Origin of the sequence: Paenibacillus sp. F411, assembly GCF_017582705.1 — a bacterium.
Taxonomy (GTDB): domain Bacteria; phylum Bacillota; class Bacilli; order Paenibacillales; family Paenibacillaceae; genus Paenibacillus_AQ; species Paenibacillus_AQ algicola.
The window spans coordinates 33,601-59,673 of sequence record NZ_JAGFIP010000013.1; the positions used below are offsets into that span (position 1 = coordinate 33,601).

A 26,073-nucleotide genomic window follows, 5' to 3' on the forward strand; every position below is an offset into this window, starting at 1 on the left:
AAAGGAAAGTGAGATGGATTCATGGTTAAACAAACAGCTGTGCTGCTGCTGGCAGCCTGCCTTACGCTTACCGCCTGCAGCCAATCCGAGCCCGTGCCGGAATCAACGGAGACAAGCTCCCAGCCTGGGCAACAGGAAGACTCAGGAACAAGTAACGAAGCCTCCGGTCAAAGCCCGGAAGACACGATGAAAGATCAAACAGAGACGCCAACCGAAGCCCCGTCTACCGGAGATCGTCAGGACAGCCAAGCTTCTTCTGAAGAATCAGAGGCCTCAAATGATTCGCAGGATCCCGCTACTGAAGTTGAAGACCATCAAGGCGAAGCGGAGCCTAGGAAGAACACAGATCAAGGCGAGCAACCAGAGGCCGCAGTGATGCGCTACCATATGAACAAGGTATATAACATTGTACCTAGTGAGGAAAGTGCACCGGAGAAGGTCGTGTTGCTCACCTTTGACGATGGCCCGAAGGAGGAAGAAATGCTTCTTCAGCTTCTGGATACGCTGGACAAGCATGATGCCAAGGCTATCTTCTTCGTGAACGGCTATCGTGTGGAAGAGAACCCCGAGCTGTTAAAGCTGATTCATGACCGGGGGCAGACGATCGGTAATCACAGCTGGGATCATATCGACCTCAAGAAAGAAAATTCTGCCTCCGTGAAGCAGCAGATTGAGGATGTCCAGCAGATTGTTGAGCAGGAAATTGGCGTGAAGCCGCGCTTTTTCCGGCCGCCGTTCGGCTCGGGAGGAGATACTGTCAAGCAGACTGCCAAAGAGAATGACCTTCTGTTCATGACCTGGTCCAACGGCTCCCTTGACTGGGATGCCAGCACACGCAACAAGCCGGAGGCGGTGATCCGGAATGTCATGGAGCAGCTTCATCCCGGTAGCAATATTCTGATGCATGAGCTTCCATGGACCGTGGACGCATTGGACGAGCTGCTGACCCAGCTGAAAAGTAAAGGCTATGGCTTTGTCAATCCGGAGGAAATAGAACCGGAGATGAAATAATCGGCTAAACCTGCCATCCAAAGAAACACCCTGACGGCTCCTTGTAAGGAGGGTCAGGGTGTTCTTGTTAATGTGATCAGATGATACTCGGACGGACAACACAGTCTTATAGGAATGTGAGACGTGCCAAAGCCCCGGCTGATCAAGAGCTTGATGACTTCGTTAGACCTTCGGCTGCGGTGCAGATCAAACCAGCCGGAATCGTATTTCTGATAATAAAATGGTTCCAGGCGAATCGCACCCAGCAGCGGCAGCACGATCTGTCCTCCATGCGTATGTCCCGACAAGATTAAATCACAGCCAAGCTTGGCTCTACCCTTGATCCAGATGGGATCATGTACAAGGACGATATGATAGGGGTCGTTTTTGGCTTTTCCCTTATAGCTGCTAAAAGGGTGTTTCCGCGTCTTGGGCTGCATATATCCCGTCAGTGCAATGTGATCGCCGCCCTTTTCAAGCACCAGCGTTTCGTCCTTCAACAGCCTCACTCCGGCACTCCTGAGCAGCTCCTCCACCTTGACGGCTCCCGCGTTGAGATCATGATTACCTAGCACAGCATAGGCCTGTGAATGGGAAGACAAGATCTTCAAGTTGTGCTCCACTCTTGATAAAGGAACCCCCTTTTCGGTCAAATCACCGCCAATCAGCACCAGATCAGCACGGGCCAATGAGTCAGACATTAAAGCCATAGACAGCTTGCGCCGGTGAATATCCGAAATAAACAGAATGTGAAGCCCGTCAAAGCCTTCCGGAATCCGGGAAGAGCTCACACTCTCCTCTCTGACCCGGTATCCAAAAGCCTCTATACTCATCCATATCCATAACAAAATTAATATTGTAGCCAAACCGGCAACGATCCACAGTATCAAAATATATCCTCCAGTGAAGGTGCTCCAGCCAGCCCCCACCAAAGCAGCCCAGCCATCAGCAGCATAAATAAAATAATTAATGAATTGACAAACCACTTGCTCATCCGCACACGCTGAGATGAATAGGTTCGGGATCTTGAAGGCGTGCTGGAGCCACCGGAGGCCGGCTTTGGAGCTGGCTTTGCAGCAGGCTGTCCTGATGCCTTTACGGCTGGCTTGCGGACTCTTGCAGCCCCGCGGCTGCCTGCAGCGTTGGAAGCCTTCCTGGCCTTCACTGAAGCTGATGATCTGGATGCAGAAGCATGATGATCCTTTGCAGTCACTGCCTCTTTTCGGGTCCGGGAGGCCTGGCTTCGTGTTGTCTTTGATGTATCTCTTGTTTTCTTATCCGATGGCTTATGTTTGGAGCTTTTACGTCCGCGCTGATGCTTCTCTACTCTGCTTAATTTCTCCATCGCTATCCTTTCTGTTGTCGAAAACGGATGGCAAGCCCCGATATTAGATCAATCAAGAAATGACATACAATCGGCGCCCACAACGAGCCGGTCTGGATATATATATAACCCAGCCCATAGCTGCTGAGAAACACCCAGCCTGTTGGAAACCAGTGCCTTAAATAACGCACATGGATTAAAGCAAAGAGGATACTTGTCCAGTAAGGACCGATCGCAAATTGAATGGCTCCCCGGAACAGAAGCTCCTCACAAATAGAAACCACTAGGGCAATGACCACGATATGCCACACCGGCCGCCCTTTGAACAGTAGCTCGTTGATGCCGCCGTCGTCCATACTGCTTTCTGGCAAAACGCGGGATATTAACAGATCTGCAGCCAATAAAACGATCGCCAGCCCAGCGCCCCAATAGATTACGTTCCAGCTGCCGGAGAGCTCCAGCAGCTGGATCGGATTCCGGTGCTGGAATAAAATCCAGACCAGCGCTGCTACCAGCGTCAAACCCTGAGTTAAGTACAAATTAATGAGCAGCAGTCTGTCGGTTAGCTGGTGAGGCTCTATTTTTTGAATTTTGAATTTGAATTTTTTCATGATAGCCTGCCTGTCTATTCATAGATTTGCCGTAAGAGCATCATAGCAAAAAACCATCCCCCTGTAAAAGTCGCCTACTGTCTGCCAAGGTCAAGGTCATGGCTGAAGCAGCCTAAAAACTTATTGACACGATGATACCTCCATGTTACATTATGTAAAAAATTAAGATGAAAACCGATGATGGAAACAAGGTGCTTCACATGCTCCTCAGAGAGCCGATGGCAGGTGTAAATCGGCGGGTATAGGTGCCTTGAGCGATCCTGAGATATTTCGCTGAAAGAGAAGTAGGCGCAATCGGATGATATCCGTTACCAATCATGGCCCAGATCGGCCGCTTGAGGCTGCTTGATAGCAGTGAATAAGGGTGGTACCACGAAATAACTCTCGTCCCTTACTACGGAAGTAGTATGGAGATTGGGGGTTTTTTAATATTACAATCTCTTTGCCGCATCACCGCGTCCCCTTAACTATGGGTGTAATGGACTGTATTTACATACAGACCTTATTCTATATTGAATTCCAGCAAAAGTGTTCAAGGAGGAAGAGAAACCATGTTTAAAGTTTTGGTATCGGATCCGATCAGTGATCTGGGTATTCAGCAGCTGATGGATGCAGCCGATGTGCAGGTAGACAAAAATACCGGGCTCAGTGAAGACGAGCTTACTGCCATTATCGGAGATTACGACGCATTGCTTGTACGAAGTCAGACCCGCGTGACTGAGAAAATTATGTCGGCGGGCTCCCGCCTCAAGGTGGTTGGCCGCGCAGGTGTTGGCGTGGATAACATTGATCTGGAAGCTGCTACGAAGCGCGGCATTGTCGTTATCAATGCCCCGGACGGAAACACGATTACGACTGCTGAGCATACCTTCGCCATGATGATTGCACTTGCCCGCCACATCCCGCAGGCTTATGCGAAGACGGTGTCCGGCACCTGGGACCGCAAATCATTCCTCGGCGTCGAGCTGCGCAACAAAACCTTGGGCGTAATGGGCATGGGACGGATCGGGAGTGAAGTTGCACGCCGTGCCAAGGCTTTCGGCATGAGCATTCTTGCTTATGATCCATTCCTGACTGAAGAACGCGCGGAGAAGCTGGAAGTGACGCTCTCTTCCGTGGAGAACATTATCCGGAATGCGGACTTTATTACGGTTCATACTCCGCTTACTCCAGAGACCCGTCACATGATCAGCAGACCGCAATTCGAAATTATGAAAAAGGGCATGCGCATCGTGAACTGTGCCCGCGGCGGCATTATTGATGAGCTGGCGCTCGTAGAGGCGATTGATGAAGGGATCGTTGCCGGCGCGGCGTTTGACGTATTCGAGCATGAGCCTCCAGCAGCGGATCATCCGTTCCTGAGCCATCCGAAAGTCATCGTGACCCCTCATCTGGGCGCATCCACGATTGAAGCTCAGGAAAATGTAGCTATTGACGTATCAGAGCAAGTACTGCACATCCTGCGGAACGAGCCGTTCAAGAACGCCGTCAACTTCCCGCTGGTTGCTGCGAATGTGATGAACAAGCTGCAGCCTTACTTCCCGCTGGGCGAGAAGCTTGGCAGTGCTGCTGCTCAAATCTCGACTCAAGCCATCCAGGAAATTCACGTCGATTATGCCGGTGAGCTGGCTGAGGTGGATACCCAGGCACTGACTCGCTATATCGTGAAGGGTGTTCTGGAGCGTCATCTGGGCAGTGAAGTAAACATTGTGAACGCGATGCATCTTGCGAAGAGCCGCGATCTGCATGTGGTTGTTTCACAGACTCCAAAGACCAAGGGCTTTACGAATCTCGTGACCGTTACCCTCAAGACTCAAAACGGCGGAGAGCATCTTGTAGCCGGCACCCTGCTGCACGGGTACGGTGAACGTATTGTGCGTCTGGACAAGTTCCCGGTCGATATTGCTCCACAAGGTCACCAGATCCTGATCTCCCACAACGATAAGCCAGGCATCATTGGCCGCGTTGGAACCCTGCTGGGTGAGAACGATGTTAACATCGCCTCCATGCAGGTAGGACGTAAAGTTATTGGCGGCGAAGCGATTATGTTCCTCACCGTGGACAAGGACGTTCCTAAAGAAGTGCTGGTGAAGCTGACTGGCCTCAGCGACCTGAACACCGCTCAAGAAATCGTGCTTTCCTAATTCCTGGCTTCATGGCAAAATGTCCTGCGAAATCTTTCTTTCGCAGGACATTTTTTTGTATACAGCCTCTTCTATTGTTCCACGTTGAACAAGAATAACAGCGTCATTCAACAAAAAACACCTCCCTGCAGGAGGCGTCTTTGTCGGAAACTTGGAAATGAATGCAGGAAATATCAGGAACCGCGGTTGTCCATCAGGCTTGTCAGTCCGGTATAACAAAGGTAAACCTTGTCCCCTCGCCTACGACACTATCCACTGTAATTTGTCCCTTGTGCGCTTCTACGATGTTCTTTACGATGGCTAGACCAATCCCCGTACCGACGGTTTCTCCGCGTACACGGGCCTTGTCTGCCTTATAGAAGCGGTCAAATACAAAAGGTACATCAGCAGAAGGAATACCTACACCCTGATCAGACACTTCAAACTGAATGGCCGCCGCGCTGCCGGTCAGCGAGATCCGCTCCAGTGTAATGGATATCCCTTTGCCAGAGGGTGTGTGCCGGATTGCGTTATCCAGCAGGTTGGTCAGCACCTGCTCCAGCTTGTCCTCATCTGCAGCGTTCAGCAGCAGATTCTGACTGCGCTTGTAAAGCGTCAGCTCAATGTCCTGCTCCTTGGCACGAACCGCGAATTTCCGGGTTACCCGCTCACACAGCTCCCCGGCATCGACCTTCTGCAGGTCGAGCTCGGCATGACCCGCTTCCATCCGTGTCAGATCCAGCAGATCCTTCACCAGCCGCCCCATCCGTAAGGACTCTTCATGAATGACCTGGATGAGCTCACGGCTCTCTTCCGGTGAAGCTGCCATACCATCAAGCAGCGCTTCACTGTAGCCCTGCATCATCGACAGCGGGGTTCTGATTTCGTGTGACACGTTCGCAATGAAGTCAGTTCTCATCTTCTCCAGCTTCACCTGCTCCGTAATATCTCGCAGCACCGCAACCGCTCCGCGCTTGATATCATCCGAATACAGCGGCGCCATATGCGCCTCCCAGACCCCCTGCTTGACATGCAGATCTGCCATCTGATCACGCCCCTCCCGCATCGTCTTGTTGAACAATGCAATCAGCGGCTCCGGCATCACCTCGGCGGCCCATCCGCCGCCCTCCAGATCCTTGTCCCATTTCAGGCCCTGCCAATTCTCCATCACCTGTCGTCCCGGTGGGTTCGCAAGAATAACATCGCCATTATTATCAAATGTAATCACTGCATCGCTCATACTGCGCAGTACGCTCGAAAGATGCTCTTTCTCATGGTTCAGGCTTCGGATGGTCGTCTCCAGCTCTGCCGCCATATGATTAAACGTATTCGCTAGTTCGCCGATTTCATCGCTGGTCACAAGCTTCAGACGCGTATCATAGCGTCCTCGCCGAATCGCGTTGGCAGCCTCAATCAGCTTCTGCATCGGCTGTGTAATCTTGGTAAGCAGGAACAGGCCGAAGAAGGTCGTCATCGCAAAGCCGATAATGGATACATACGTGAAGAGCCGCTTGATGTCTCCGGAGTTGGAGGAATTAAACACGGTATCGATATAAGGAAGAAGAAACAGTCCCAGCGTCAGAAGGACACAGGCTACAAGCAGTGTAATTGTAATCCACAGCTTGCCGACAAGGGTACGCCAGAATTTCACGTTATTTCGGAACCTCCAGCTTATACCCGACGCCCCAAACCGTCATAATCATGGAGGCCGCTTCCGGTGACATTTTGTTCAGCTTCTCACGCAGACGCTTGACGTGAGTATCTACCGTACGCAAATCGCCGAAAAACTCATAGTTCCATACGTCCTTCAACAGCTCTTCCCGGGAAAAGACCTTATCCGGAGAAGAAGCCAGGTAATGAAGCAGCTCATATTCCTTCGGAGTCAGGTTGATTTCGCGGCCGCCCGCGCTCACCCGGTGCGCATCATGCTCAATAACCAGGTTCGGAAATACGATACTGCTGCTGCTGGACGTGGATTCCTTGGACAAATAGGCCGTTGCAGAGGAACGCCGCAGGATTGCCTTTACTCTGTATATGACCTCACGGGGGCTGAAGGGCTTCACAACATAGTCATCTGCACCGACCTCAAAGCCCTGAACCCGATTAATCTCCTCGCCTTTGGCTGTCAGCATCAGAATCGGGGTAGATTTCACCTGTCGCACACGTGCACAGACCTCAACACCGTCCATACCCGGAAGCATGACATCAAGCAAAATCAAGCCATAGTCCTCCGAGGTTGCTTTCCGCAGAGCCGTCTCCCCGTCCTCGGCCTCCTCGATTTCATACCCCTCTTTTTCCAAATACATCTTCAAAAGACGTCGGATGCGCTCCTCATCATCCACAACCAATATCCGGTTTCCATGATCACTCATGAGCCACAACTCCTTCTTCGTCATATGGAAAATCAGAAGCAGCCCTGTAGCATCCGCTAAGAACCCTTCTGATTTGTTAACCACTTATTCTTTACTTGAATATTATTCCGTACCTGCGTAGGAATGCAGGCCTGCAATAATTAAGTTGACACCCACCAGCGTAAACATGACCACGATAAAACCGAGCACACTCAGCCAGGAGGAGTTCTTGCCCTGCCAGCCTCGAGACAGGCGAAGGTGGAGGTAAATGCTGTAAAACAGCCAGGTAATCAGCGCCCACACTTCTTTCGGATCCCAGCCCCAGAATCGGCCCCAGGCAATTTCGGCCCAGATCATGGCGAAGATCAGACCTCCCAGGGTAAAGATCGGGAAGCCGATCGCGATAGCCCGGTAGCTGATCTCATCCAGATCATCCGGATCGAGCCGGTTCAATGCCGGCTGAATAAACTGGGCAATAGGTTTGCGCAGGAGAACGCGAATCAAAGCATATAATACCAAGCCGCTCAGGATAGACCAGAGCACCGTATTCAGCTTGCGGGCCGCATTGATGCCCTCCATCCAGGACGGCGCCTGAAACAGCGGCTTGCTCATGCCCAAGAAGCTGTCGAAGGCGATAGTCTCACTGTTATAGGGTGATACGATCGGCGGCATATCATACTCCACCTGAACGGTCTGATCCTGCTGCAGCTTTTCATTCCATTGAACCTGGGAAAAGGAAGCCTCATATCCCGCCGCACGGAAGCTGTAGACAGATACCATAAATCCGATCATAACCACGATCAGGAACATACAAAATTCCAGCCATCGCTGTTCTTTGCGATCTGATCGCTCGGCACTGCTGAAGTTTACTGTGCGAAGCAAGTGCATCAGACCTGCAATAAAGCCCACCGCGAAGAATGCATCTCCCAAGGAAGCCATGGTGACATGAATGCCAAGCCAGTAGGACTGCAGCGAAGGAATCAGCGGCTGTACCTCTTGAGGAAATACAGCTGCGTAAGCCATAATCAAAATCGTCAGCGGCAGTGCAAACAGGCCCAGCAGCGATTTCTTATAAAGCATGTATAGCACAATAAAGGCCACCATAATAGACATGGATAAAAAGGTCATAAATTCATACATATTGCTGACCGGCACATGGCCGGCCCAGATCCATCGGGTTATGAAATAGGTCAGGTGACCAATAAGACCCAGAACCGCGGTGTAAAAAGCTATTTTTCCCCACTTGGCCAAATGGACCTCAGGATCCCGCTTTCGAAAACGCTTGCCCATGACCGCAACCCCATAAAAGGTAAAGGCCAGGCAGTATAAGAAAAAAGCTGCGATAAAGGCATCACTGCTAAAATCTATTAATGTCATGCTTTGTTCCCCCCGTTATTTACCAATGACTTTTCATCTACGTCCAGATCCATCTCTTTAAGGACCGCAGCAATTTCTCTCCTCAAGCCGAACCAGTTCTTGTTCGTATGAGCGCCCAACGTCAATACGCCGTGATCCACCCGGAGCCAAATCCGCCGATGCTGAAAATAAAAGCCCAGCACCAGACCCAGCATGCCGATGCCTGCTCCAACCCACACAAACGGCATCGCCTTATCAATCCGAATGTTGAGATAGGTCGTCGATTCTGAAAGCTCGACATTCTCCATCGACGATACCTGAAGGTCAAATTTCAGCTCTCCCCCGCCCAGCTGCCTGTTCAGAGCATCCTGCTGAAAGCGTTCCTTATCAATCTGTTTCGGAAAGTAGAAATACTGGACTCCCGTCTCAGGCAGATCAGGACCCTCGATCAAGAACAAAAAGGCAGGCGCGTTCGGATTCGACGACATGTTGGCCGGCTTTCCATCCGCATTCAAGCCGAAATCCGTATAGAGATCCTTCACGGTCAGCGTATAGGGCCCGACCTTGTAAGCCTTCTCCGGATAGTTCATGTCCAGCTTGAACGTCCCATATTCTTCTCCGGTCACCGCGTCAGTCAAAGCTGGCGTCACCGAGATGAGAGTCGGCGTGAGATCGTAGTCAAATTGGTAGGCCTTCAAGCCTTCATAATTCAAGGGATGGTTGACTTCAATATTGTGACGCATGACTTCCTTCAGCTGAGGCTCCTCTCCAAGCTCACAGCCCGCAAGGCATTCATAAAGGATAGCCTTGGTTTCAAATTTCTCGGGCAGAATCTTGCCTTTGCCCTGAAATTCCTTCGGGAGATCCTCTTCACTGTAAAACTGCACCGAAAACCCGTCATTCTGCAAATAGTAGCTCGTATCCGGGATGAGCTTGGGCTGGCCTTCCGGAAACGCCATATGCGTGTCCATATGAAGACCCGGAAGTCCTCTAGCGAGCACAGCTAGCAGGAAGACGATCAAGCCGATATGAAGCACATAAGGACCCCACCGGCTGAAGCGCTGCTTCTCTGCAAGCAGTGTTGACCCGTCCGTGCGGACCCTGTATCCTTTTTTGCGGATTTTGGGGGCCACATGCTCCACCCACTGCACTCCGTCTCCATGAATGTCAGCCTCAAGACTCACACGCTGCCGCTTCAGGAAGGACAGATGCTTTGGAATCCGCTGACGGCTCAGTGCCTTGTACAGAGGCAGTACCCGATCCAGGCTGCAGATGACGAGCGAAGCCCCGATCAGAACCAGCAGCAGCACAAACCACCAGGACGTATATGTATGGGATAAACCGAGCAGATAATAAATATGGCCCAGCTGCCCATAGTTTTCTTGGTAATAAACAGACGCATCAATATTCAAAAAGGTGCTTTCCTGAGGATAGATCGAGCCCAGCATGGCACCGATGGTCGTGATCGTAATTAAATAGATCGCCACTTTCACCGAGGAGAAAAAATTCCATACGCGGTCAATAACCCCGGGGTTGTCCTTCTGCGAGCGTCTGGCGACGCCGTCATAACGCATCTCCAAAAGGTCCTGCGCTGCGGCTTCCTCGTTCAGCGGCTTGCCGCACGCCTCGCACAGCACGGTGCCGACCGGATTCTGATGGCCGCACTCGCATTTTGTATTCTGGATGCGGCTGTTACCTGTTTGCTCATTCATTTCGCATTCACCAACTGCCCGATCTGTTTATCCAGGGTGTCAATGTTCAGCTCTCCGATGGTAATGCGGTCAATCTTTCCATCCGGCGTCACAAAAAAAGTGGTCGGCATCGGCCCCACTCTAAAGCTTTCGACAGCCTTGCGGTCCGGATCCATGAGAATCGGAAATTCCACACCCATCTTGGCTGCAAAATTCTCGACCACCATGGGCTTTTCCCCCACATTAATGCCGACAATGACCACATCCTGGTCCTTCCATTTCAACCATTGCTCCTGCAGGGCGGGCATTTCCCGGACGCAGGGCTCGCAGTAGGTCCCCCAGAAATTAATGACCCTCGCCTTGCCCTCCATCTCGTCCATCGTGTGGACAGCTCCGTCCATTCCGAGCAGCTTATAGCCCGGCACGTCATCCCCAGCCTTGGGGGCACTATTCTTTCCTGTAACGACGGTCGTTACAGCATAAACACCCAGCAGGACGATTGCCAGCAGGATGAAAACTTGTACCCATTTTTTCGTGTTACCTGTCATGCTGCAGCATCCTTTCTATGACAACCTTCATCATGAACTCCATAAGGTGTGAACATCCTATGAACATTATAACGAAGATTGTCAATAAAACAGGAAGCCAATTTGAAAATTATGTGTCAGGTTCTGCGCCGTGGAGGTCGTTTCCCCTCAGGCTTGCTGTTTTTGGCGGACATTGCCATCTGAACCAGCCTGTTAATCTCATCTGGTGTCAGGTGGCGATAGATGCCCCGCTTTAAATTTTGCAGCAGCAAATCTCCATAAGAGATACGCTTTAGCCGGATTACCGGATGGTTGATCGCCTCGAACATCCGGCGGACCTGTCGGTTACGTCCCTCATGAATCGTAATGGAAATGACGGCCTGCTTGTTGTCAGGATCGACATCCTTGTATTCCACTTCTGCCGGCGAGGTCATGCCGTCCTCCAGCATAATACCCTGACGAAGCTTGTCCAGCCCCTCCCCGTGGGGAACTCCCTTAACCGTTGCCAGATAAGTCTTCGGAACATGATACTTCGGATGGCTCAGCAAGTTCGCAAATTCGCCGTCATTCGTAAGCAGCAAAAGCCCTTCCGTATCATAGTCCAGCCGTCCGATCGGATAGACGCGCTCACGCACGCCCTTCAAATAATCCGATACGATCTTACGGCCTTCCGGATCGGAAGCGCTGGTAATAACGCCTTTCGGTTTATTCAGCATGACATAGACTTTCTTCTCATTCTTGATCGGCTTTCCGGATACCGTAATTTCGTCCTGATCCGGGTCTGCTTTCGTGCCGAGTGCTGTCACGGTCTCACCGTTCACCTGCACCTTGCCGCCCAGAATAAGCTCTTCACACTTACGCCTGGAGGCTATCCCGGCCTGTGCCATGATTTTTTGTAATCTCTCCATGTTTGTTAGGTCACCTCATCCCTAATGATACCCACCTGCGGGATAAATCACAAGCGCATTCCATGGGAAATTGATACCGGGACAGGTGTCGTGGTGCGGAAATAAATATAACGGAGAAATCTCATAGCGCCGGGACAGCTCAATAATGATTTTGCTGGCTTGAAACAGCTGCCTTTTTTGGTAGAAATCCATTAAGCTATATTCCAGATTAAAGTCACCCTCCAGACAGATATGAATATATTCGGGGTGCCGAAGTGACGGGGCAGCTTTTACCGACCCATCCCTCAAAATCATAAAATCCCAAGCCTCCTCCTGATGATCTCGTTCCGTACAAGCCGTGTGGTGGATAATAAAGCCTTCGAAATTCATAGGAGCCCTCCATTTCCTCTGACTTGCCACAGTATATGAGACAGAGGGTCAGGGCGTATGGATACCTGTCACTATGAAGTAATTAAAAAGCCTCCTTATCCGAAGACAAGCAGGCAAAAAAAGATGGCAGCAATAAATCCGATGATGTCCGAGAACAAGCCGACCTTCAAGGCATACCGGCCCTTTCGGATCCCGACCGCGCCAAAATATACAGTGAGTACATATAGCGTTGTATCCGTGCTGCCCTGAATGGTGGAGGCAATCCGGCCGATGATGGAGTCCGGCCCGTAGACATGGATCAGCTCGGTCGTATAGGCCAGGGAGCCCGTTCCGGTCAGCGGGCGAAGCAGACCCAATGGCATGATTTCCGGCGGTACGCCAAGACCCAGCAGAAACGGGCCCATCCAGGAGGTCATGGCCTCCAGCGCGCCGGAAGCGCGGAACACACTAATGGCCACCATCATACCGACAAGATGCGGGATGATGGATATGGCGGTCGAGAAGCCGTCCTTGGCACCATCCACGAAGGTTTCATAGACCGGTACCCTGCGGGCGAAAGCGAACAATGGGATAAAGGCAATCACGACCGGAATCATCCAGACAGAGATGAGATACATCAGCTCTAGCACGGGGCGTCACCCTCTTTCGGGGTATGAGGCCAGGCCGGAGGCTTTTTCTTTTTCGATTGTGAGATGAGCCGATGCCTGCACCAGCGGTCAGCCATAATTGCCGCCAGCGTAGCGACCGCTGTCGCCATCAGCGTCGTGCCCACAATTTCAGCGGGGTTAGCGGAATGATAATTCATCCTTATCGCGATTAGCGTCGTCGGAATCAAGGTGATGCTCGCGGTGTTCAATGCCAGCAAGGTGCACATAGCCGGGGAGGCCTGCTCCTTGTCCGGATTCAGCTTCTGCAGCTCCTGCATGGCCTTGATTCCCATTGGTGTTGCCGCATTGCCGAGGCCAAACAGATTTGCGCTCATATTAGATAGAATGTAGCCGAAGGCTGGATGATTTTTCGGGATGTCAGGAAATAAATACCTTACTACCGGTCCCATTAACCGGGCGATCTTCGCCAGGAGGCCCGAATCCTCTGCCAGCCTCATTAATCCCAGCCAAAACACCATAATACTGATCAAGCCGAAGGATACGGTTACGCCAGTCTGAGCTCCATCGAAGACGGCTTTGGTAACGTCCTCGATGTTCCCGTTCACGGCGGAAAAGATAAATCCGATCAAGATCATTCCCATCCAGATGACATTTATCATCCTAGTTCCCCCTTTCGGACATGATCCTTCTTTAATCTCCCAAGAACTTGCGGAGCACAATCCCTGCAGACCTTAAGAAGCCTTGCTTCTCTGTTTGGTGCCAGGTTTCGCGTGCATGCTCCTCATTCTGCTGCTCTTTTGGAATCAAGCTGCCTTCTTCATACACCGGCACCCGTCCGATCACTTCACCATGCAGCGACAGCTCGATATACCCTCTCCTCCCGAACGACAGATCCGGCTCCACCGCTTTGTGCAGGACGAGCTTGTTCTTGACAAGCGCCTGCTCTGCCGGCAGCAGTGCATAGGCAAAGCGGTTCCCGGCTTTCAGCGGCTGTCCTTGAACCGCTTGGCCCTCCTGAATCAGCTGATGCAGCTGAAAATGCTCAAAGCCGTAATCCAGCAGCTTGCCGTGATCATTCCAGTCGTTCCCATCATTAAGGGTGACAACGGCCAGCTGCTGTCCGTTTCTCGTGGCCGAGCTGACAAGGCAGCGTAATGCTTTTTTCGTATAGCCGGTCTTGACGCCGTCAGCACCTTCATACAGATGCAGCATTTTATTTTTGTTGCTCCATTTATAATCCCAGCTCTCATTCGGGTTAGGCGCCTTCTTGACCTCGGTCTTGACGATCTCGGCGAAATCCGGATTGTGCAGCGCGTAAGCCGTAAGCTTGGCCATATCGTTAGCCGTTGAATAATGCTCATCATGGTCGAGTCCATGTGGATTCATAAAATGGGACCCCGTCATCCCCAGCTCAGCCGCCTTCTCGTTCATAAGCAGCACAAAGCCCTCCTCTGAGCCGCCGACATGCTCTGCGATAGCCGTAGCTGCATCATTGCCTGACCTCAGCATTAACCCGTACAGCATATGCTCCAGCAGCATCTCCTCACCAAGCTTTAGAAATAATGAGGAGCCTTCTTTGCCGAAAGCATTCTTGCTCACCTTCACCTGGGATTTCAAATCTCCATGCTCAATCGCGACGATTGCCGTCATGATTTTGGTCAGACTGGCGACACGCATCCTTTTGTTGCCTTCTTTACTGTACAGCAGCCTGCCGGAGCTGACGTCAATCAGTGCTGCCGATTCCGCGTAATTACCCGGTGGAGATGGCATTGCGAGTTGCTGCTCTACACGCTCGGCATGCACAGTCATAGCCAGACTGAACGGGAAAGGCAAGCCTGCAGGTCCGAGCAGGAGCAGCATTCCGAGAAGCCATGTGGAAGCCAGTCTAAGCTGCAAGTTACGTTTTATTTTCATGGGAATCCTCCGCTAAAGTGATATGTTGTACAAGTATATGCGGGACAGGCTGCAGGTATGTCCTTATGCTCACCAAACACAAAAAAGAGGCTATCCCAAAAGATCTAGGGTCTTGCGGGATGGCCTCGTTTGTTGTTGCGAGCTGCTCCGCGTACCTATCGTTCCTCCCCTCGCTGCTGCCCCCAAATTTCTTTGAATGATTCTAGCAAGGAAGAAATTCGGGGGCAAAGGCGACCGCTGCCGCGGGTCCGGAATCGTTTCGTCCTCTCCGCTGCTTCGTGCATGGATCAGCTTTATCTCTACATGGATTTAGAAGACGACATTCCATCCAATCCCCTTGTTGCTCAAGAAGGCGGCAATAGACCAAAAATCAGAAATGGCGATGCAGGGATAACCTCCCCAACATCGCCATTTCTTCATTACTGGCCTAATTTTTCATAAAGAGAACTGTCTCGTCATTCAAAAAATTACTTCGGGGACAGCCCCTTCGCTGTAGCTGGGCTCGGCTTAATGGGAATGGCCGTTACCGTTCTGGGAACCAGAAGCATCCTTCGCGGTTTCATTCCCCTGATTGCTGCTTTGGAACATGGACTGAATCTGCTCCAGCAGGTAAGGCGTCGAGTCAATAATACGCTCGAACAGATGCGTCTGGTTGTCCAGCGGAACGATGTGAACGCCATCCTTGCCGACTACGAGAAACGCAATCGGCCGGATCGATACGCCGCCGCCGCTGCCGCCGCCAAAAGGCAGTGTCGCCTTTCCGCCGTTCTGTGTCCCGCCGTTCGGTGAACCGTCGGAACTGGAATTATAATCACTGCCGCCTGCAGCGAAGCCGAAGGCAACCTTGCTGATCGGAAGAATTACCGTACCGTCCGGTGTATTGACTGGATCTCCGACAATGGTGTTCACATCGACCATTGCTTTAATATTTTCCATCGCGGTCTGCATCAAGCCTTGAATCGGGTGATCGGACATGATCATTACTCCTTTACGCTGTTTTGATATAGCCTTAAGTAGGTCCTGCTGTTTATCATCCCCTAAAGCAAACAGACTATGTAATGCCGATTCCTGCCGGCTCAAGGACGATGCCGATGTTTCATGGCCTCAAGCTTGATCCAGCTCTCGCTGCAGGGTGCTTTTCCAGGTCCGAAGTCCGCCTTCCACTCTCCACACCCGAATCCACAGCGCAAGCCCCGCCTTCACCAGGGCATATACCTTTACGCGCAGATCAACATCCAGAGCACTTGACAGCTGCGGCGGCCCGTTAAAATCCGGAATAATAAACAGCTCCGGCTTGCCATGCAGCTTCACATGATACGACAGCCAGCCAAGGATCATATGCTTAATTCCCCACAGAGCTCCTGAAGCGGTGGCCGTTTGGGCTGCATCATCGAGGGCAAGGCTTGTAGACCAGAACACGGAAGACACGTTGAAGATCCGAACCGACCTCAGCATCCATGTCTTGAACCCGTCCGTAGCCTGAAGCAGCTTCTTCATATCCTGAAAGGCCAGAAGGGAGCGTGCATCGGGATCGGATTTACCCGACGGATCGATCCATTTCCCGAAGAAGCGTGAAGGTGGCTGCTGCTCCTCTACCACTTCCTCTTTGAAGGAATGCAGAGGCAGCTCCAGCGTCTTCTTGAATAAGCCGTATAAAGAATGAATATGAATGACCATGGAGTACTGACGGGCTGCCAGCTTGATCCGAATCCCCAGCTTTACGGTCGAACCCAGCACAAGGCAGGCACACACCAGCAGCAATCCTCCTACAATTAAGCCACCAACAACCCATGCATTCATATCATGCCCTCCAGCACCAGATTCTTACTGCCTGTCTTTTCTCTGGGTTAGTATGGCAATTACGAAAGAAATCATACGGCATGTCAAAAAGCCCGGGAAGCCCGGGCTCTAGGTAGTCCACATTATGAATTGACGTCATCCAAAGTAAGCTGCTGCTCATCCAGCTTGTCAAACAGCATTTGGGTTTCCTCTTCCAGGCTGTCGCCATCGCCCTCAAACTGTGAAGGCTCCGGCAAATCCTGAATGCTGCCCAGGCCAAAATAATCAAGAAAAGCCTTGGTCGTTCCATACAGGATCGGTCGGCCGATGGCCTCTGCGCGCCCCACTTCAACGATTAGACCCTTGTTGGACAAGGTCTGGATGGCTCGCTCTGCCTTAACCCCGCGGATCTCTTCGATCTCCACTCGGGTAATGGGCTGCCGGTAGGCCACAATTGCCAGAGTCTCGAGTGCGGCCTGAGATAACGAGGATCTGGAAGGCGAATATGCCAGCCGCTCGAAATACTCGGCATGCTCTGCCCGCGTCGCCAGCTTGTAGCTGCCTGCAATCCGTACAATTTGAAGGCCTCGCCCTCCCGCTTCGCAATCCGCCTTCAGCTCTTCCAGCGCATCGGTAATCCGTTTTGCCGACTGCTCGGTAATTTCGGCCAGCTGCTTCACGGACAGCCCTTCTTCTCCCGAGAGAAACAAAAGGCCTTCAATAAGTGATTTCAGCTTCGGTAAATCCATCAAACTTGACTTCCCCTCTCCACTCCATCACGATGTCATCAAACAGCTTCTCCTGAAAAGCGAAAATCTGCTTCATCTTCATTAGTTCCAGTATCGCCAGAAACGTAACCACAATCTCATGGCGCACCATGTCCTCATGGAGCAGCCTGGAGAACAGAACCCGGCCTCCCGGCCCTTGAGATGCAAGAACGTTTACTACTTCCCGAATCCGGTCCTTGACCGAGATTTCATCCCGCTGGATGCGGGCATAGGAGGTGCGCTTAACTGCCTTGCTCAAGGCTCGCTGAAAGGCAGCAATCAGATCCGAGGCATGCAGCCCCTGGACGGGATTCTCCTCGGCGATCGGCATATACGGCGACAGATCCTCCGGCTCTTTGGAATAAATCAGACTGCGCTCCCATTCCTTCTCGTGCAGATGCTGGGCAATGCCCTTATACTTTCGATATTCAATCAGCCGCTGCACCAGCTCTGCACGGGGATCAAAATCATCCTCCATGTCCATATCAAAGTCATCCATTTCGATGACCGGCGGCTTGGGCAGCAGCATTTTGCTCTTGATCGACAGCAGTGTGGCAGCCATCACCAAAAATTCACTCGTAATTTCCAGCTCCAGCTCCTTCATGCTCTGCAGATACGTCATGTACTGTTCCGTGATCTCACTGACGGGGATATTCTGGATATCGATTTCCGCTTGATCAATCAAATGCAGCAGCAGATCCAGCGGTCCTTCGAAGGTCTCCAGCTTGTACAATACGGTCACAATCCATCCTCCCGCCACAAAAAAATAAAATGCAGTGCCCTGTAAAAGAGCACTACATTAAATAAGCACTATTTTAGCTGTTTCGTCAAGTTCGCCATTTCAATTGCGGCCATTGCAGAATCCCAGCCCTTGTTCCCGGCCTTCGTGCCTGCCCGCTCAATGGCCTGCTCGATGTTCTCTGTCGTTACAACACCGAAAATGGTCGGTACGCCGGTCTTCAGGTTGATCGCGGAAACTCCCTTGGCTACCTCGTTGCACACGTAATCATAGTGTGTAGTAGAGCCGCGAATGACCGTCCCAAGCGTAATGATGGCATCGTATTTGCCGCTTTCCGCCATTTTTTGGGCGATCAGAGGAATTTCAAAGGCTCCCGGTACCCAAGCCACATCTGTTTCTTCCTCCTTCACACCGTGGCGCTTCAGTGCATCCAGCGCACCGCCCAGCAGCTTGCTCGTAATAAATTCATTAAAGCGCCCAACCACGATGCCGTAACGCAGTCCCTCGGAGACGAGATTTCCTTCAAATACATTTGCCATGAATATCAACCTTTCTTTATATGAATTTTATATGAATTAAAAGAGTAAACATCAGCTGGTGCTTTCACAATTGCGGTTCTGTCGTGGATCAGCGGTTCTGGTCCTCATTCTGCTCAATATCATCAAAGATCAGCATATGACCCAGCTTCATCTGCTTCGTATGAAGATAACTGGTGTTATCCTCATTCTCCGGCATCTGAATCGGGACCCGCTCCACGACCTCCAGCCCATAGCCCTCCAGGCCTTTAATTTTGCGGGGATTGTTGGTCAGCAGTCGGATCTGGCGAATCCCTAAATCCTTCAGGATCTGTGCGCCAATGCCGTAATCGCGCAAATCAGCGGGAAAGCCCAGCTTGAGATTGGCATCGACGGTGTCCAGCCCTTCCTCCTGCAGCTTGTAGGCCTTCAGCTTATTAATCAAGCCGATGCCCCGGCCCTCCTGCCGCATATACAGCAGCACGCCATTGCCCGCTTCATGGATCTGCCGGAGTGCAGCTTCAAACTGCGGACCGCAGTCACAGCGGTGGGAGTGAAACACATCCCCTGTGAGACATTCGGAGTGCACCCGGACCAGAACCGGCTTCTCTCCGTCAATCTCGCCCTTCACGAGAGCTACATGCTCTTTATGATCCACGTCATTACTGTAAGCTACGGCCTGAAACACACCATAATCTGTCGGCATGCGTACTGAAACCTCTCGATTCACTAGCTTCTCGGTTGCATTGCGATACTGGATCATATCCTTGATGCTGATCAGCTTCAGGTCAAATTTACGGGCGATTTCGACCAGATCAGGCAGCCTCGCCATACTTCCATCTTCCTTGATAATCTCACAAATAACGCCTGCCGGGTAGGACCCGCACATCCGGGCCAAGTCGACAGCGGCCTCAGTATGCCCCGCGCGGCGCAGCACCCCGCCCTGCTTCGCAATCAGTGGAAACATATGCCCCGGCCGGCGAAAATGGAAAGGTCCGGCTGTGGGATCCATGATACCTTGTACCGTCATGGAGCGCTCCATGGCTGAAATCCCGGTCGTCGTCTGAACATGATCGATGGAAACCGTGAAGGCCGTACCGTGAAAATCTGTATTCTGCGCCACCATCGGTTTAAGGTCCAGCTCCTGGGCCCGCTCCGCCGTCATGGGCATACAGACCAAGCCCCGGCCTTCGCGAATCATGAAATTGATGACCTCAGGTGTCGCTTTTTCTGCCAGCGCTACAAAATCCCCTTCATTCTCCCGGTCTTCATCATCGACGACGATGACGACCTTACCATTCATCAAATCCTCCATCGCTTCGGCAATGGAGTGGAACTGAAACGGCTCTTGCATGTCAACCCTCCTCCTTCTTGTGTGCTTTTGTATCTCATGCGAATCCGTGTTCCGCCAAATAATCCATGCTGACAGAGCTAGATTTGCTTTTGTGATGACCTGATGTACGAGATCCGTAATGAAGCAGGTGATCTACGTATTTGCCCAGAATGTCATTCTCAATATTGACGGAATCTCCGCCCTTCTTTAAAGCCAGCACCGTCTCCTCAAGCGTATGGGGAATAATGGATACCGTAAAGCTGCTCTCGGTCGTATCCACCACCGTAAGACTGATTCCGTCCAGGGTTACGGAGCCCTGTGGAATAATATATCTGAACATATCCCGATCCTGAGGAACGATTTCATACATTACCGCATTCTGATCCGGCTTCACCCGGGAGATTACACCCGTGCCGTCCACATGACCCTGAACAATATGTCCGCCGAAACGGCTTCCCGCAGCCATTGCCCGCTCCAGGTTCACTTTACTGCCGGCCTGCAGCACTCGCAGATTCGTATGGCGGTAAGTCTGCGGCATAACATCCACTGTAAATAACCCGTTCTCTATGGAGGTCGCTGTCAGACAGACGCCATTTACGGCGACACTGTCGCCGAGCTTCAGATCATCCATAATCCGGGAAGCCGATATAGCAAGCACCATAGCCTCACCGTTCCGGCCAATGCGCCGCATTTCTCCAATCTCCTCAATAAGGCCTGTAAACATGGATCAACCCTCCTTATCGCTGTTTTTTTCCTGTCCGTCAAGGAGTTCCCTTCTCCACACCGGCTTGCCGGAAATCATAATATTATCCTCCAGCTGCTCCATGCTTAAATCCTCCAGGACGACCGCCTCGCTCATCTGCTCGACGCCTCCGAACATGAAGCTGGAGGGTGCTCCCAGGCCTCCCGCAATTTTGGGAGCAATAAACAGAATGATCCGGTCTACCAGCTCCTCCTCCAGCATCGAGCCGTTCAGCGTGCCCCCGCCCTCCAGCAGAATAGAGGCTATTTCTCGCTGTCCCAGCTGCTTCATTGCTGATGTCATATCGACACGCGGTCCCGCTCCGCAGTAGATAATCTCGGCCCCCAGCTCTTGCAGGGCCTTGGCTTTGTCCTCATCACTCTGCTCGGTTGTCAGAATCAGCACTTGTGAGATTCCATCCTGCAGCAGCTTGCTGTCCATAGGAATTCGCAGCTTCGAGTCCACCACAATCCGAATAGGATGAATACCTGGCACGGGCAGACGGGTGGTCAGCTGCGGATTGTCGGCAATCACGGTGGATACGCCCACCATAATTCCTTGATGCCGGTGCCTTAGCGTATGCACTCTGGTCCGGGATGCAGCATTTGAGATCCATTTGCTGTCGCCGGTCTTGGAAGCGATCTTGCCGTCCAGGGTGCTCGCTGTCTTTAAGGTAACATAAGGCATACCGGTCGTAATATATTTGATAAAAGCCTCATTCAAGCTCACAGCGCGCGCCTCCAGGACGCCCGTCTCCACCTGAATCCCTGCTGCCTGAAGCATTTGGATTCCTCGTCCTGCAACCTGAGGATTCGGATCCTGCATCGCAATCACCACGCGGGAAACACCTTCGGCAATCAGACGTTCACTGCAGGGCGGCGTCTTGCCATAATGGCTGCACGGCTCCAGTGTAACGTAGACCGTACTGCCTGCAGCAAGCTCCCCTGCCATATTGAGCGCATGCACCTCGGCATGAGGCGTTCCTCGCTCCAGATGAGTACCTACACCAGCCAGCCGGCCTTGATTCACGACAACACAGCCCACGACAGGGTTGATTCCGGTCTGTCCCTGCGCTTTGTCTGCCAAATCCAGGGCAAGAGCCATATAGTATTCATCGTTCATCACTTGCATTGCCCACTCACCCACTTTGAAATGATCTAGCTGTTACAAAATGAACCTTTAAGAATACAAAAAGCCCTGAGTCTGGGGTTTATCCAGATCAGGGCATGTTTAATGGGAGTACACCAAAAATCATTCCGGTGACAAACAGCTCAAAGCAACGCAAAGAAAAGCAGAGAAAGGCAATCATGCCCTCCGGCAAGTCTTGTATCGTTATCTTTGTGAAATTTGACACACAGGAAAGCAATGATTTCTCAGTGAGGCACAGCACAAATAAAGTGCTATGCGCTCTTCTCCTTCTCCCATCCAGACTATACTGTCGGTCCCGGATTTGCACCAGGTCCACCGGCTCTACGAAGTAGAGACGGGTCACGGACTGAGTTCGAAGAGACATCTGCACAGCGTGCACTCTCCGTCCATCACCGCCGGTAGGGAATTTCACCCTGCCCCGAAGGATATGATATTCAGCTATACTTTGCAACCTATGAAGTCATGTTACCATATTTAAAATTAATAAAGCAACAATGAGGCGAAAAGCGCTTAGCAAGGATCAGCCCAAAAAAAGCCCTCTCAGACACATACTGCCTGAGAGGGCTGCTTCCTTGCTAATTGTTTCTACGCTTCCCAAACCTTGACTTCCTTCATCTTGTCGCCAGGCTTCACATTGTTAACATGCTCCATACCGCTGGTTACTTTACCAAAAACAGTGTGCACGCCGTCCAGGTGAGGCTGCGGGGAATAGACGATGAAGAACTGGCTGCCGCCGGTGTTGCGTCCCGCGTGTGCCATGGACAGTACACCCGTCTCATGCTTCGTAGTGTTGGTAGCTGTTTCACAGTTAATGGTGTAGCCAGGACCGCCCGTGCCGTTGCCTACAGGGCAGCCGCCTTGAGCCACAAAGCCCGGAATTACACGGTGAAAGCTCAGTCCGTTATAAAAGCCGCTGTTCGCCAGCTTCTCAAAATTTGCTACTGTGTTTGGCGCTTCCTCCGGCAGAAAATCAATTTCCACCATGCCGCCGTTTTCGAGTTCGATGGTTCCTTTTTTCATTCCAATCACGTCCCTTTACGGTATGATAGCCGCTCATCAAGCGGCCTCAGCACTGCTCTCAAAGACTCACGTTGTCCATTGTATCGTATAATTCTCCCAAAGGAAAGGAGGCCCGGCTTGGCCTGCGCCTTAGGGGCCTCCTTCATCCCAGAAATGCATTGGTTATGCTAATTACTTCAGGACACTTTCCTTGCTGATGCGCTCAGGCACCACGTCCAGGTGAACGATGTCCTCCAGGCTTTCGCGGCGGACCACAAGATCACTTTGGCCGTCCTTCACGAATACGACCGCCGGCTTACGGATCCGGTTGTAGTTGCTGGCCATGGAATAGTTATAAGCACCTGTGCAGGCTACAGCCAGCAGATCACCGGACTCCACCTTCGGCAGATCCAGATCCCAGATCAGCATATCTCCACTCTCACAGCATTTACCGGCGATGGATACCGTCTCTTCCACCTTGTCGTTCGCGCGGTTCGCGAGAATGGCTTCATAACGGGATTCGTACAGAGCCGGACGCGGGTTGTCTGTCATGCCGCCGTCTACGGCTACATATTTCCGAACCCCTGGAATGTCCTTGCTCGTGCCAACCGTGTACAGTGTTGTACCTGCGTCGCCTACGATACTGCGGCCTGGCTCGACCCAGATTTCAGGCAGCTCTTCGGCGATACCTGCAAAGTGATTCTTCACCGCATCAGTAATGGCCTTCACATATTGGGACACCTGCAACGGAGTATCGCCTTCCACGTAGCGGATACCGAAGCCGCCGCCCAGGTTGACGACAGTAAAGGTTACGCCCAGCTGTTCCTTTACCGAAGCCGCAAATTCAGCCACACGCTGAACTGCCATCTGGAAACCTTCCACCTCAAAAATCTGGGAGCCGATATGGGAATGCAGCCCCAGCAGCTCCAGATTGTCTTGCTGCGAAGCCAGCTTCACAGCCGTGAAGGCAGAGCCGTTACCAATATCAAAGCCGAACTTGGAGTCTGTCTGGCCGGTCGAGATATATTCATGCGTGTGAGCCTCAACGCCTGGGGTTACGCGCAGCAAAATTTTAACCTGAACCTGCTTCTCAGCGGCAATCGCCTGAAGCATGTGCAGCTCCACCTCATTGTCGACAACAAAGCAGCCGATCTTGGCGTCCAGCGCCATCTCGATCTCTTCGATCGTCTTGTTGTTGCCATGGAAGTGAATACGCTCTGCTGGGAAGCCCGCCTGCAGCGCTGTGTACAGCTCGCCGTCGGATACAACATCCAGGGACATGCCTTCCTCTTCTGCCAGACGGCACATCGCCATAACGCAGAACGCCTTGCTGGCATATGCCACCTGGAATTTCAAGCCGGACGCCTTAAAAGCTTCGATATATTCTCTTGCCCGGTCTCTGACCGCTTGCTCATCCACAATATAAAGAGGGGTGCCATACTGGGCTTTCAGCTCTGAAGTGTCACAGCCCCCGATTTCAAGATGTCCATTCTCATTGATTGTGCTAGTACCGTGTAGAAACATGCCTGCAATTCCTCCGATCAATATTTTAAAAATGGGTAATCGAGTAATTCTACACAGTATAGCAGACAAGACCCTCAAAAAGAAATGGATTATTACACAGAACGTTTGTATTGATTAAGTTTGATTGCCCGGCTTCATCTCAGGACCCATCTTGCTGTTGTCCCTCGTTTTGTTGATGGACGGGCGTTTTCTGGAATACAGCAGCGGCTTGCGGAGCAATACCTCGCCCATAGCCTTTGCACTAAAAGGAATAAACGGCCACAGGTAGGAGGAGTTATACGAGCGATGTGTAGTCAACAGCACAATGAGCAGCGTCGTCCCCGCGACAAAGCCCTTTACACCGAACAGCGCCACCGCAATCAGCAGCACCAAACGGACAGCACGGTTGGCAAGCCCCAGCTCATAGCTCGGTGTCGCAAACATTCCGATCGCGGCCACAGCCATATACAGAATAACCTCATTGACGAAGAATCCGGTTTTGACCGCAATGTCTCCAATCAGGATGGCAGCAATCAGGCCCATGGCTGAGGCCAGCGGCGTCGGTGTATGCACCGCGGCCAGCCGCAGCAGATCCACACCAAACTCAATGATCAGAAACTGCATAATGATCGGCAGCTTTGCATTCTCCTGCGGACCGAGAATCTCGAGAAAAGGCGGCTTGAGCTCGGGATGGACGACCAGCAGCATCCAAAGCGGGAGCAGAAACATGGAGGCCAGTATTCCGCCAAAGCGAATCCAGCGCAAATACGTTCCCATAAACGGCGTCTGCCGGTTCTCTTCGGCATGCTGACATAAATCAAAGAACGTGGTCGGCATGATCATCACGCTGGGCGATGTATCCACCATAACCACGACCCGTCCCTCCAGCAAATGAGAGGCGACTACATCGGGTCTTTCCGAGTATCTGACGAGCGGATAGGGATGCCAGCCGCGGTTGACGATGGCCTCCTCCAGCTGCTTGTCCGCCAGCGGAAGTCCTTCCAGGTCCAGCTTGTTAATCTTGTCGCGGATGGCTTCCACCTGAACCTGATCGACGATATCATCCACAAAAACAATGGCAACATCCGTCTGTGTCCGCCGTCCGACCTTCATAATCTCACAGTTCAGTCCCGGGTCACGCACCCGCCTGCGGATCAGGTTGATGTTCGTGAGCAGGGTTTCGGTGAAGCCGTCGCGCGCTCCGCGGACGACACGCTCCACCTCCGGCTCTGCCGGACTACGCGACGGATAGCTGCGGGTATCCAGGATAATCGCCCGGTTCTCGCCTTCTATAAAGATGGCACTTTGGCCTACCAAAGCCTCGTTGATCGCCTCGCTCAGCTTCAGCGTGTCAGCTACCTGAACGAACGGAATATACTGGTTCTTGATCGCTTGGACCGGATGAGACTTTAAATCCTGGGTGTCCAGCAGGGTCAGCCGGTTCAGGATCAATGTCGTCACGTCACTGTTAATCAGGCCATTGACGAACAAGATCGCGGTGCTTCGGCCTCCGATGACCATTTCCCGCAGCACGATGTCAAAGGAGCGGTTCAGACCGACAATATCCTCCAGAGCGCTCTTTAAATCCTTCAGCCTGACGGGGATTTCATCCTTTCCCAGCCAGTATTCTACCGATTCCTCTGTATTGGCCGAGGTTTCGGCATCTCTTTTTTCCAGATGGGCCTTCTCCTTCATTTCTTTCATGACGCTTGGCGGAACCGGGGGAACCTCTTCTCTGCCGAATCCGGTCGATTTGTCTTCCATTTCTTCCATCG

At 52.0% G+C, this 26,073-nt stretch carries 26 protein-coding genes, 1 riboswitch and 1 other annotated feature; of the genes, 2 read left to right on the top strand and 24 right to left on the bottom strand.

What is annotated here, in order from left to right:
• The first annotated feature begins 21 nt into the window (after positions 1–21).
• A complete protein-coding gene (locus JJQ72_RS13825; RefSeq protein WP_208204034.1) occupies positions 22–1,011 on the top strand; it encodes a polysaccharide deacetylase family protein in 990 nt (329 codons plus the stop codon).
• Positions 1,012–1,064: 53 nt separating this feature from the next.
• Here JJQ72_RS13825 and JJQ72_RS13830 read toward each other — a convergent pair whose 3' ends face one another.
• The 3 genes from JJQ72_RS13830 to JJQ72_RS13840 are packed head-to-tail and all read right to left on the bottom strand — an operon-like array spanning position 1,065 to position 2,925.
• Positions 1,065–1,880, bottom strand: coding sequence for a metallophosphoesterase (locus tag JJQ72_RS13830; protein WP_243896087.1), 816 nt, complete (start codon positions 1,878–1,880; stop codon positions 1,065–1,067).
• Positions 1,877–2,335, bottom strand: coding sequence for a hypothetical protein (locus tag JJQ72_RS13835; RefSeq protein ID WP_208204035.1), 459 nt, complete (start codon positions 2,333–2,335; stop codon positions 1,877–1,879). The genes JJQ72_RS13830 and JJQ72_RS13835 overlap by 4 nt, the downstream gene beginning before the upstream one ends.
• A 2-nt stretch (positions 2,336–2,337) precedes the next feature.
• Positions 2,338–2,925: a CPBP family intramembrane glutamic endopeptidase gene (locus JJQ72_RS13840; RefSeq protein WP_138225544.1), complete on the bottom strand. Its 588-nt coding sequence runs from the start codon at positions 2,923–2,925 to the stop codon at positions 2,338–2,340.
• 168 nt (positions 2,926–3,093) lie between these two features.
• Positions 3,094–3,320 (top strand) — a binding site (T-box leader).
• 156 nt (positions 3,321–3,476) lie between these two features.
• On the opposite strand from JJQ72_RS13840, the gene serA reads away from it, so the two are divergent.
• Entirely contained in the window at positions 3,477–5,069 is a 1,593-nt protein-coding gene (gene serA, locus JJQ72_RS13845; RefSeq protein WP_208204036.1) for a phosphoglycerate dehydrogenase, read from the top strand.
• 202 nt (positions 5,070–5,271) lie between these two features.
• Here serA and JJQ72_RS13850 read toward each other — a convergent pair whose 3' ends face one another.
• The 21 genes from JJQ72_RS13850 to JJQ72_RS13950 form a co-directional block, all read right to left on the bottom strand.
• Entirely contained in the window at positions 5,272–6,699 is a 1,428-nt protein-coding gene (locus JJQ72_RS13850; RefSeq protein ID WP_138225542.1) for an ATP-binding protein, read from the bottom strand.
• Between the two features lies 1 nt (position 6,700).
• On the bottom strand, positions 6,701–7,420 hold the full coding sequence (locus tag JJQ72_RS13855) for a response regulator transcription factor (RefSeq protein WP_138225541.1): 720 nt from the start codon (positions 7,418–7,420) through the stop codon (positions 6,701–6,703).
• A gap of 102 nt (positions 7,421–7,522) precedes the next feature.
• Positions 7,523–8,776, bottom strand: a complete 1,254-nt coding sequence (gene ccsB / locus JJQ72_RS13860; protein WP_138225540.1) for a c-type cytochrome biogenesis protein CcsB — start codon at positions 8,774–8,776, stop codon at positions 7,523–7,525.
• A complete protein-coding gene (locus JJQ72_RS13865) occupies positions 8,773–10,467 on the bottom strand; it encodes a cytochrome c biogenesis protein ResB (RefSeq protein WP_208204037.1) in 1,695 nt (564 codons plus the stop codon). The genes ccsB and JJQ72_RS13865 overlap by 4 nt, the downstream gene beginning before the upstream one ends.
• Positions 10,464–10,994 (bottom strand): redoxin domain-containing protein, encoded by a 531-nt coding sequence (locus JJQ72_RS13870; protein WP_138225538.1) that lies wholly within the window; start codon positions 10,992–10,994, stop codon positions 10,464–10,466. The genes JJQ72_RS13865 and JJQ72_RS13870 overlap by 4 nt, the downstream gene beginning before the upstream one ends.
• A gap of 116 nt (positions 10,995–11,110) precedes the next feature.
• The gene (locus tag JJQ72_RS13875) at positions 11,111–11,881 is read right to left on the bottom strand and encodes a pseudouridine synthase (protein ID WP_138225537.1); all 771 of its coding nucleotides are present in this window, start codon (positions 11,879–11,881) and stop codon (positions 11,111–11,113) included.
• A gap of 21 nt (positions 11,882–11,902) precedes the next feature.
• A complete protein-coding gene (locus tag JJQ72_RS13880) occupies positions 11,903–12,250 on the bottom strand; it encodes a peptidoglycan recognition protein family protein (protein WP_208204038.1) in 348 nt (115 codons plus the stop codon).
• Between the two features lie 95 nt (positions 12,251–12,345).
• Positions 12,346–12,867 (bottom strand): spore maturation protein, encoded by a 522-nt coding sequence (locus tag JJQ72_RS13885; RefSeq protein WP_208204087.1) that lies wholly within the window; start codon positions 12,865–12,867, stop codon positions 12,346–12,348.
• Between the two features lie 5 nt (positions 12,868–12,872).
• On the bottom strand, positions 12,873–13,517 hold the full coding sequence (locus JJQ72_RS13890; protein WP_138225534.1) for a nucleoside recognition domain-containing protein: 645 nt from the start codon (positions 13,515–13,517) through the stop codon (positions 12,873–12,875).
• A gap of 31 nt (positions 13,518–13,548) precedes the next feature.
• Positions 13,549–14,667, bottom strand: a complete 1,119-nt coding sequence (locus JJQ72_RS13895) for a D-alanyl-D-alanine carboxypeptidase family protein (protein WP_243896096.1) — start codon at positions 14,665–14,667, stop codon at positions 13,549–13,551.
• Between the two features lie 612 nt (positions 14,668–15,279).
• Positions 15,280–15,747, bottom strand: a complete 468-nt coding sequence (gene ytfJ, locus JJQ72_RS13900) for a GerW family sporulation protein (protein WP_138225533.1) — start codon at positions 15,745–15,747, stop codon at positions 15,280–15,282.
• A gap of 129 nt (positions 15,748–15,876) precedes the next feature.
• Positions 15,877–16,572, bottom strand: coding sequence for a DUF2953 domain-containing protein (locus tag JJQ72_RS13905; protein WP_208204039.1), 696 nt, complete (start codon positions 16,570–16,572; stop codon positions 15,877–15,879).
• A gap of 122 nt (positions 16,573–16,694) precedes the next feature.
• Positions 16,695–17,300, bottom strand: coding sequence for an SMC-Scp complex subunit ScpB (gene scpB, locus JJQ72_RS13910; protein ID WP_138227701.1), 606 nt, complete (start codon positions 17,298–17,300; stop codon positions 16,695–16,697).
• The gene (locus tag JJQ72_RS13915) at positions 17,269–18,060 is read right to left on the bottom strand and encodes a segregation and condensation protein A (RefSeq protein ID WP_138225531.1); all 792 of its coding nucleotides are present in this window, start codon (positions 18,058–18,060) and stop codon (positions 17,269–17,271) included. The genes scpB and JJQ72_RS13915 overlap by 32 nt, the downstream gene beginning before the upstream one ends.
• Positions 18,061–18,128: 68 nt before the next feature.
• Positions 18,129–18,596: a 6,7-dimethyl-8-ribityllumazine synthase gene (gene ribH, locus JJQ72_RS13920; protein ID WP_138225530.1), complete on the bottom strand. Its 468-nt coding sequence runs from the start codon at positions 18,594–18,596 to the stop codon at positions 18,129–18,131.
• A gap of 88 nt (positions 18,597–18,684) precedes the next feature.
• Positions 18,685–19,926, bottom strand: coding sequence for a bifunctional 3,4-dihydroxy-2-butanone-4-phosphate synthase/GTP cyclohydrolase II (locus JJQ72_RS13925; protein ID WP_208204040.1), 1,242 nt, complete (start codon positions 19,924–19,926; stop codon positions 18,685–18,687).
• A gap of 34 nt (positions 19,927–19,960) precedes the next feature.
• Positions 19,961–20,629, bottom strand: coding sequence for a riboflavin synthase (gene ribE / locus JJQ72_RS13930; protein WP_208204041.1), 669 nt, complete (start codon positions 20,627–20,629; stop codon positions 19,961–19,963).
• Positions 20,630–20,632: 3 nt separating this feature from the next.
• A complete protein-coding gene (ribD, locus tag JJQ72_RS13935) occupies positions 20,633–21,778 on the bottom strand; it encodes a bifunctional diaminohydroxyphosphoribosylaminopyrimidine deaminase/5-amino-6-(5-phosphoribosylamino)uracil reductase RibD (RefSeq protein ID WP_138225527.1) in 1,146 nt (381 codons plus the stop codon).
• Positions 21,779–22,056: 278 nt separating this feature from the next.
• A riboswitch (FMN riboswitch) is annotated at positions 22,057–22,226 on the bottom strand.
• Positions 22,227–22,381: 155 nt separating this feature from the next.
• Complete coding sequence (locus JJQ72_RS13940; RefSeq protein WP_138225526.1) at positions 22,382–22,816, bottom strand: peptidylprolyl isomerase; 435 nt, start codon at positions 22,814–22,816, stop codon at positions 22,382–22,384.
• A 171-nt stretch (positions 22,817–22,987) separates the two neighbouring features.
• The gene (gene lysA, locus JJQ72_RS13945; RefSeq protein ID WP_208204042.1) at positions 22,988–24,319 is read right to left on the bottom strand and encodes a diaminopimelate decarboxylase; all 1,332 of its coding nucleotides are present in this window, start codon (positions 24,317–24,319) and stop codon (positions 22,988–22,990) included.
• A 114-nt stretch (positions 24,320–24,433) separates the two neighbouring features.
• Complete coding sequence (locus JJQ72_RS13950) at positions 24,434–26,062, bottom strand: spore germination protein (protein ID WP_208204089.1); 1,629 nt, start codon at positions 26,060–26,062, stop codon at positions 24,434–24,436.
• Positions 26,063–26,073 lie beyond the last annotated feature (11 nt).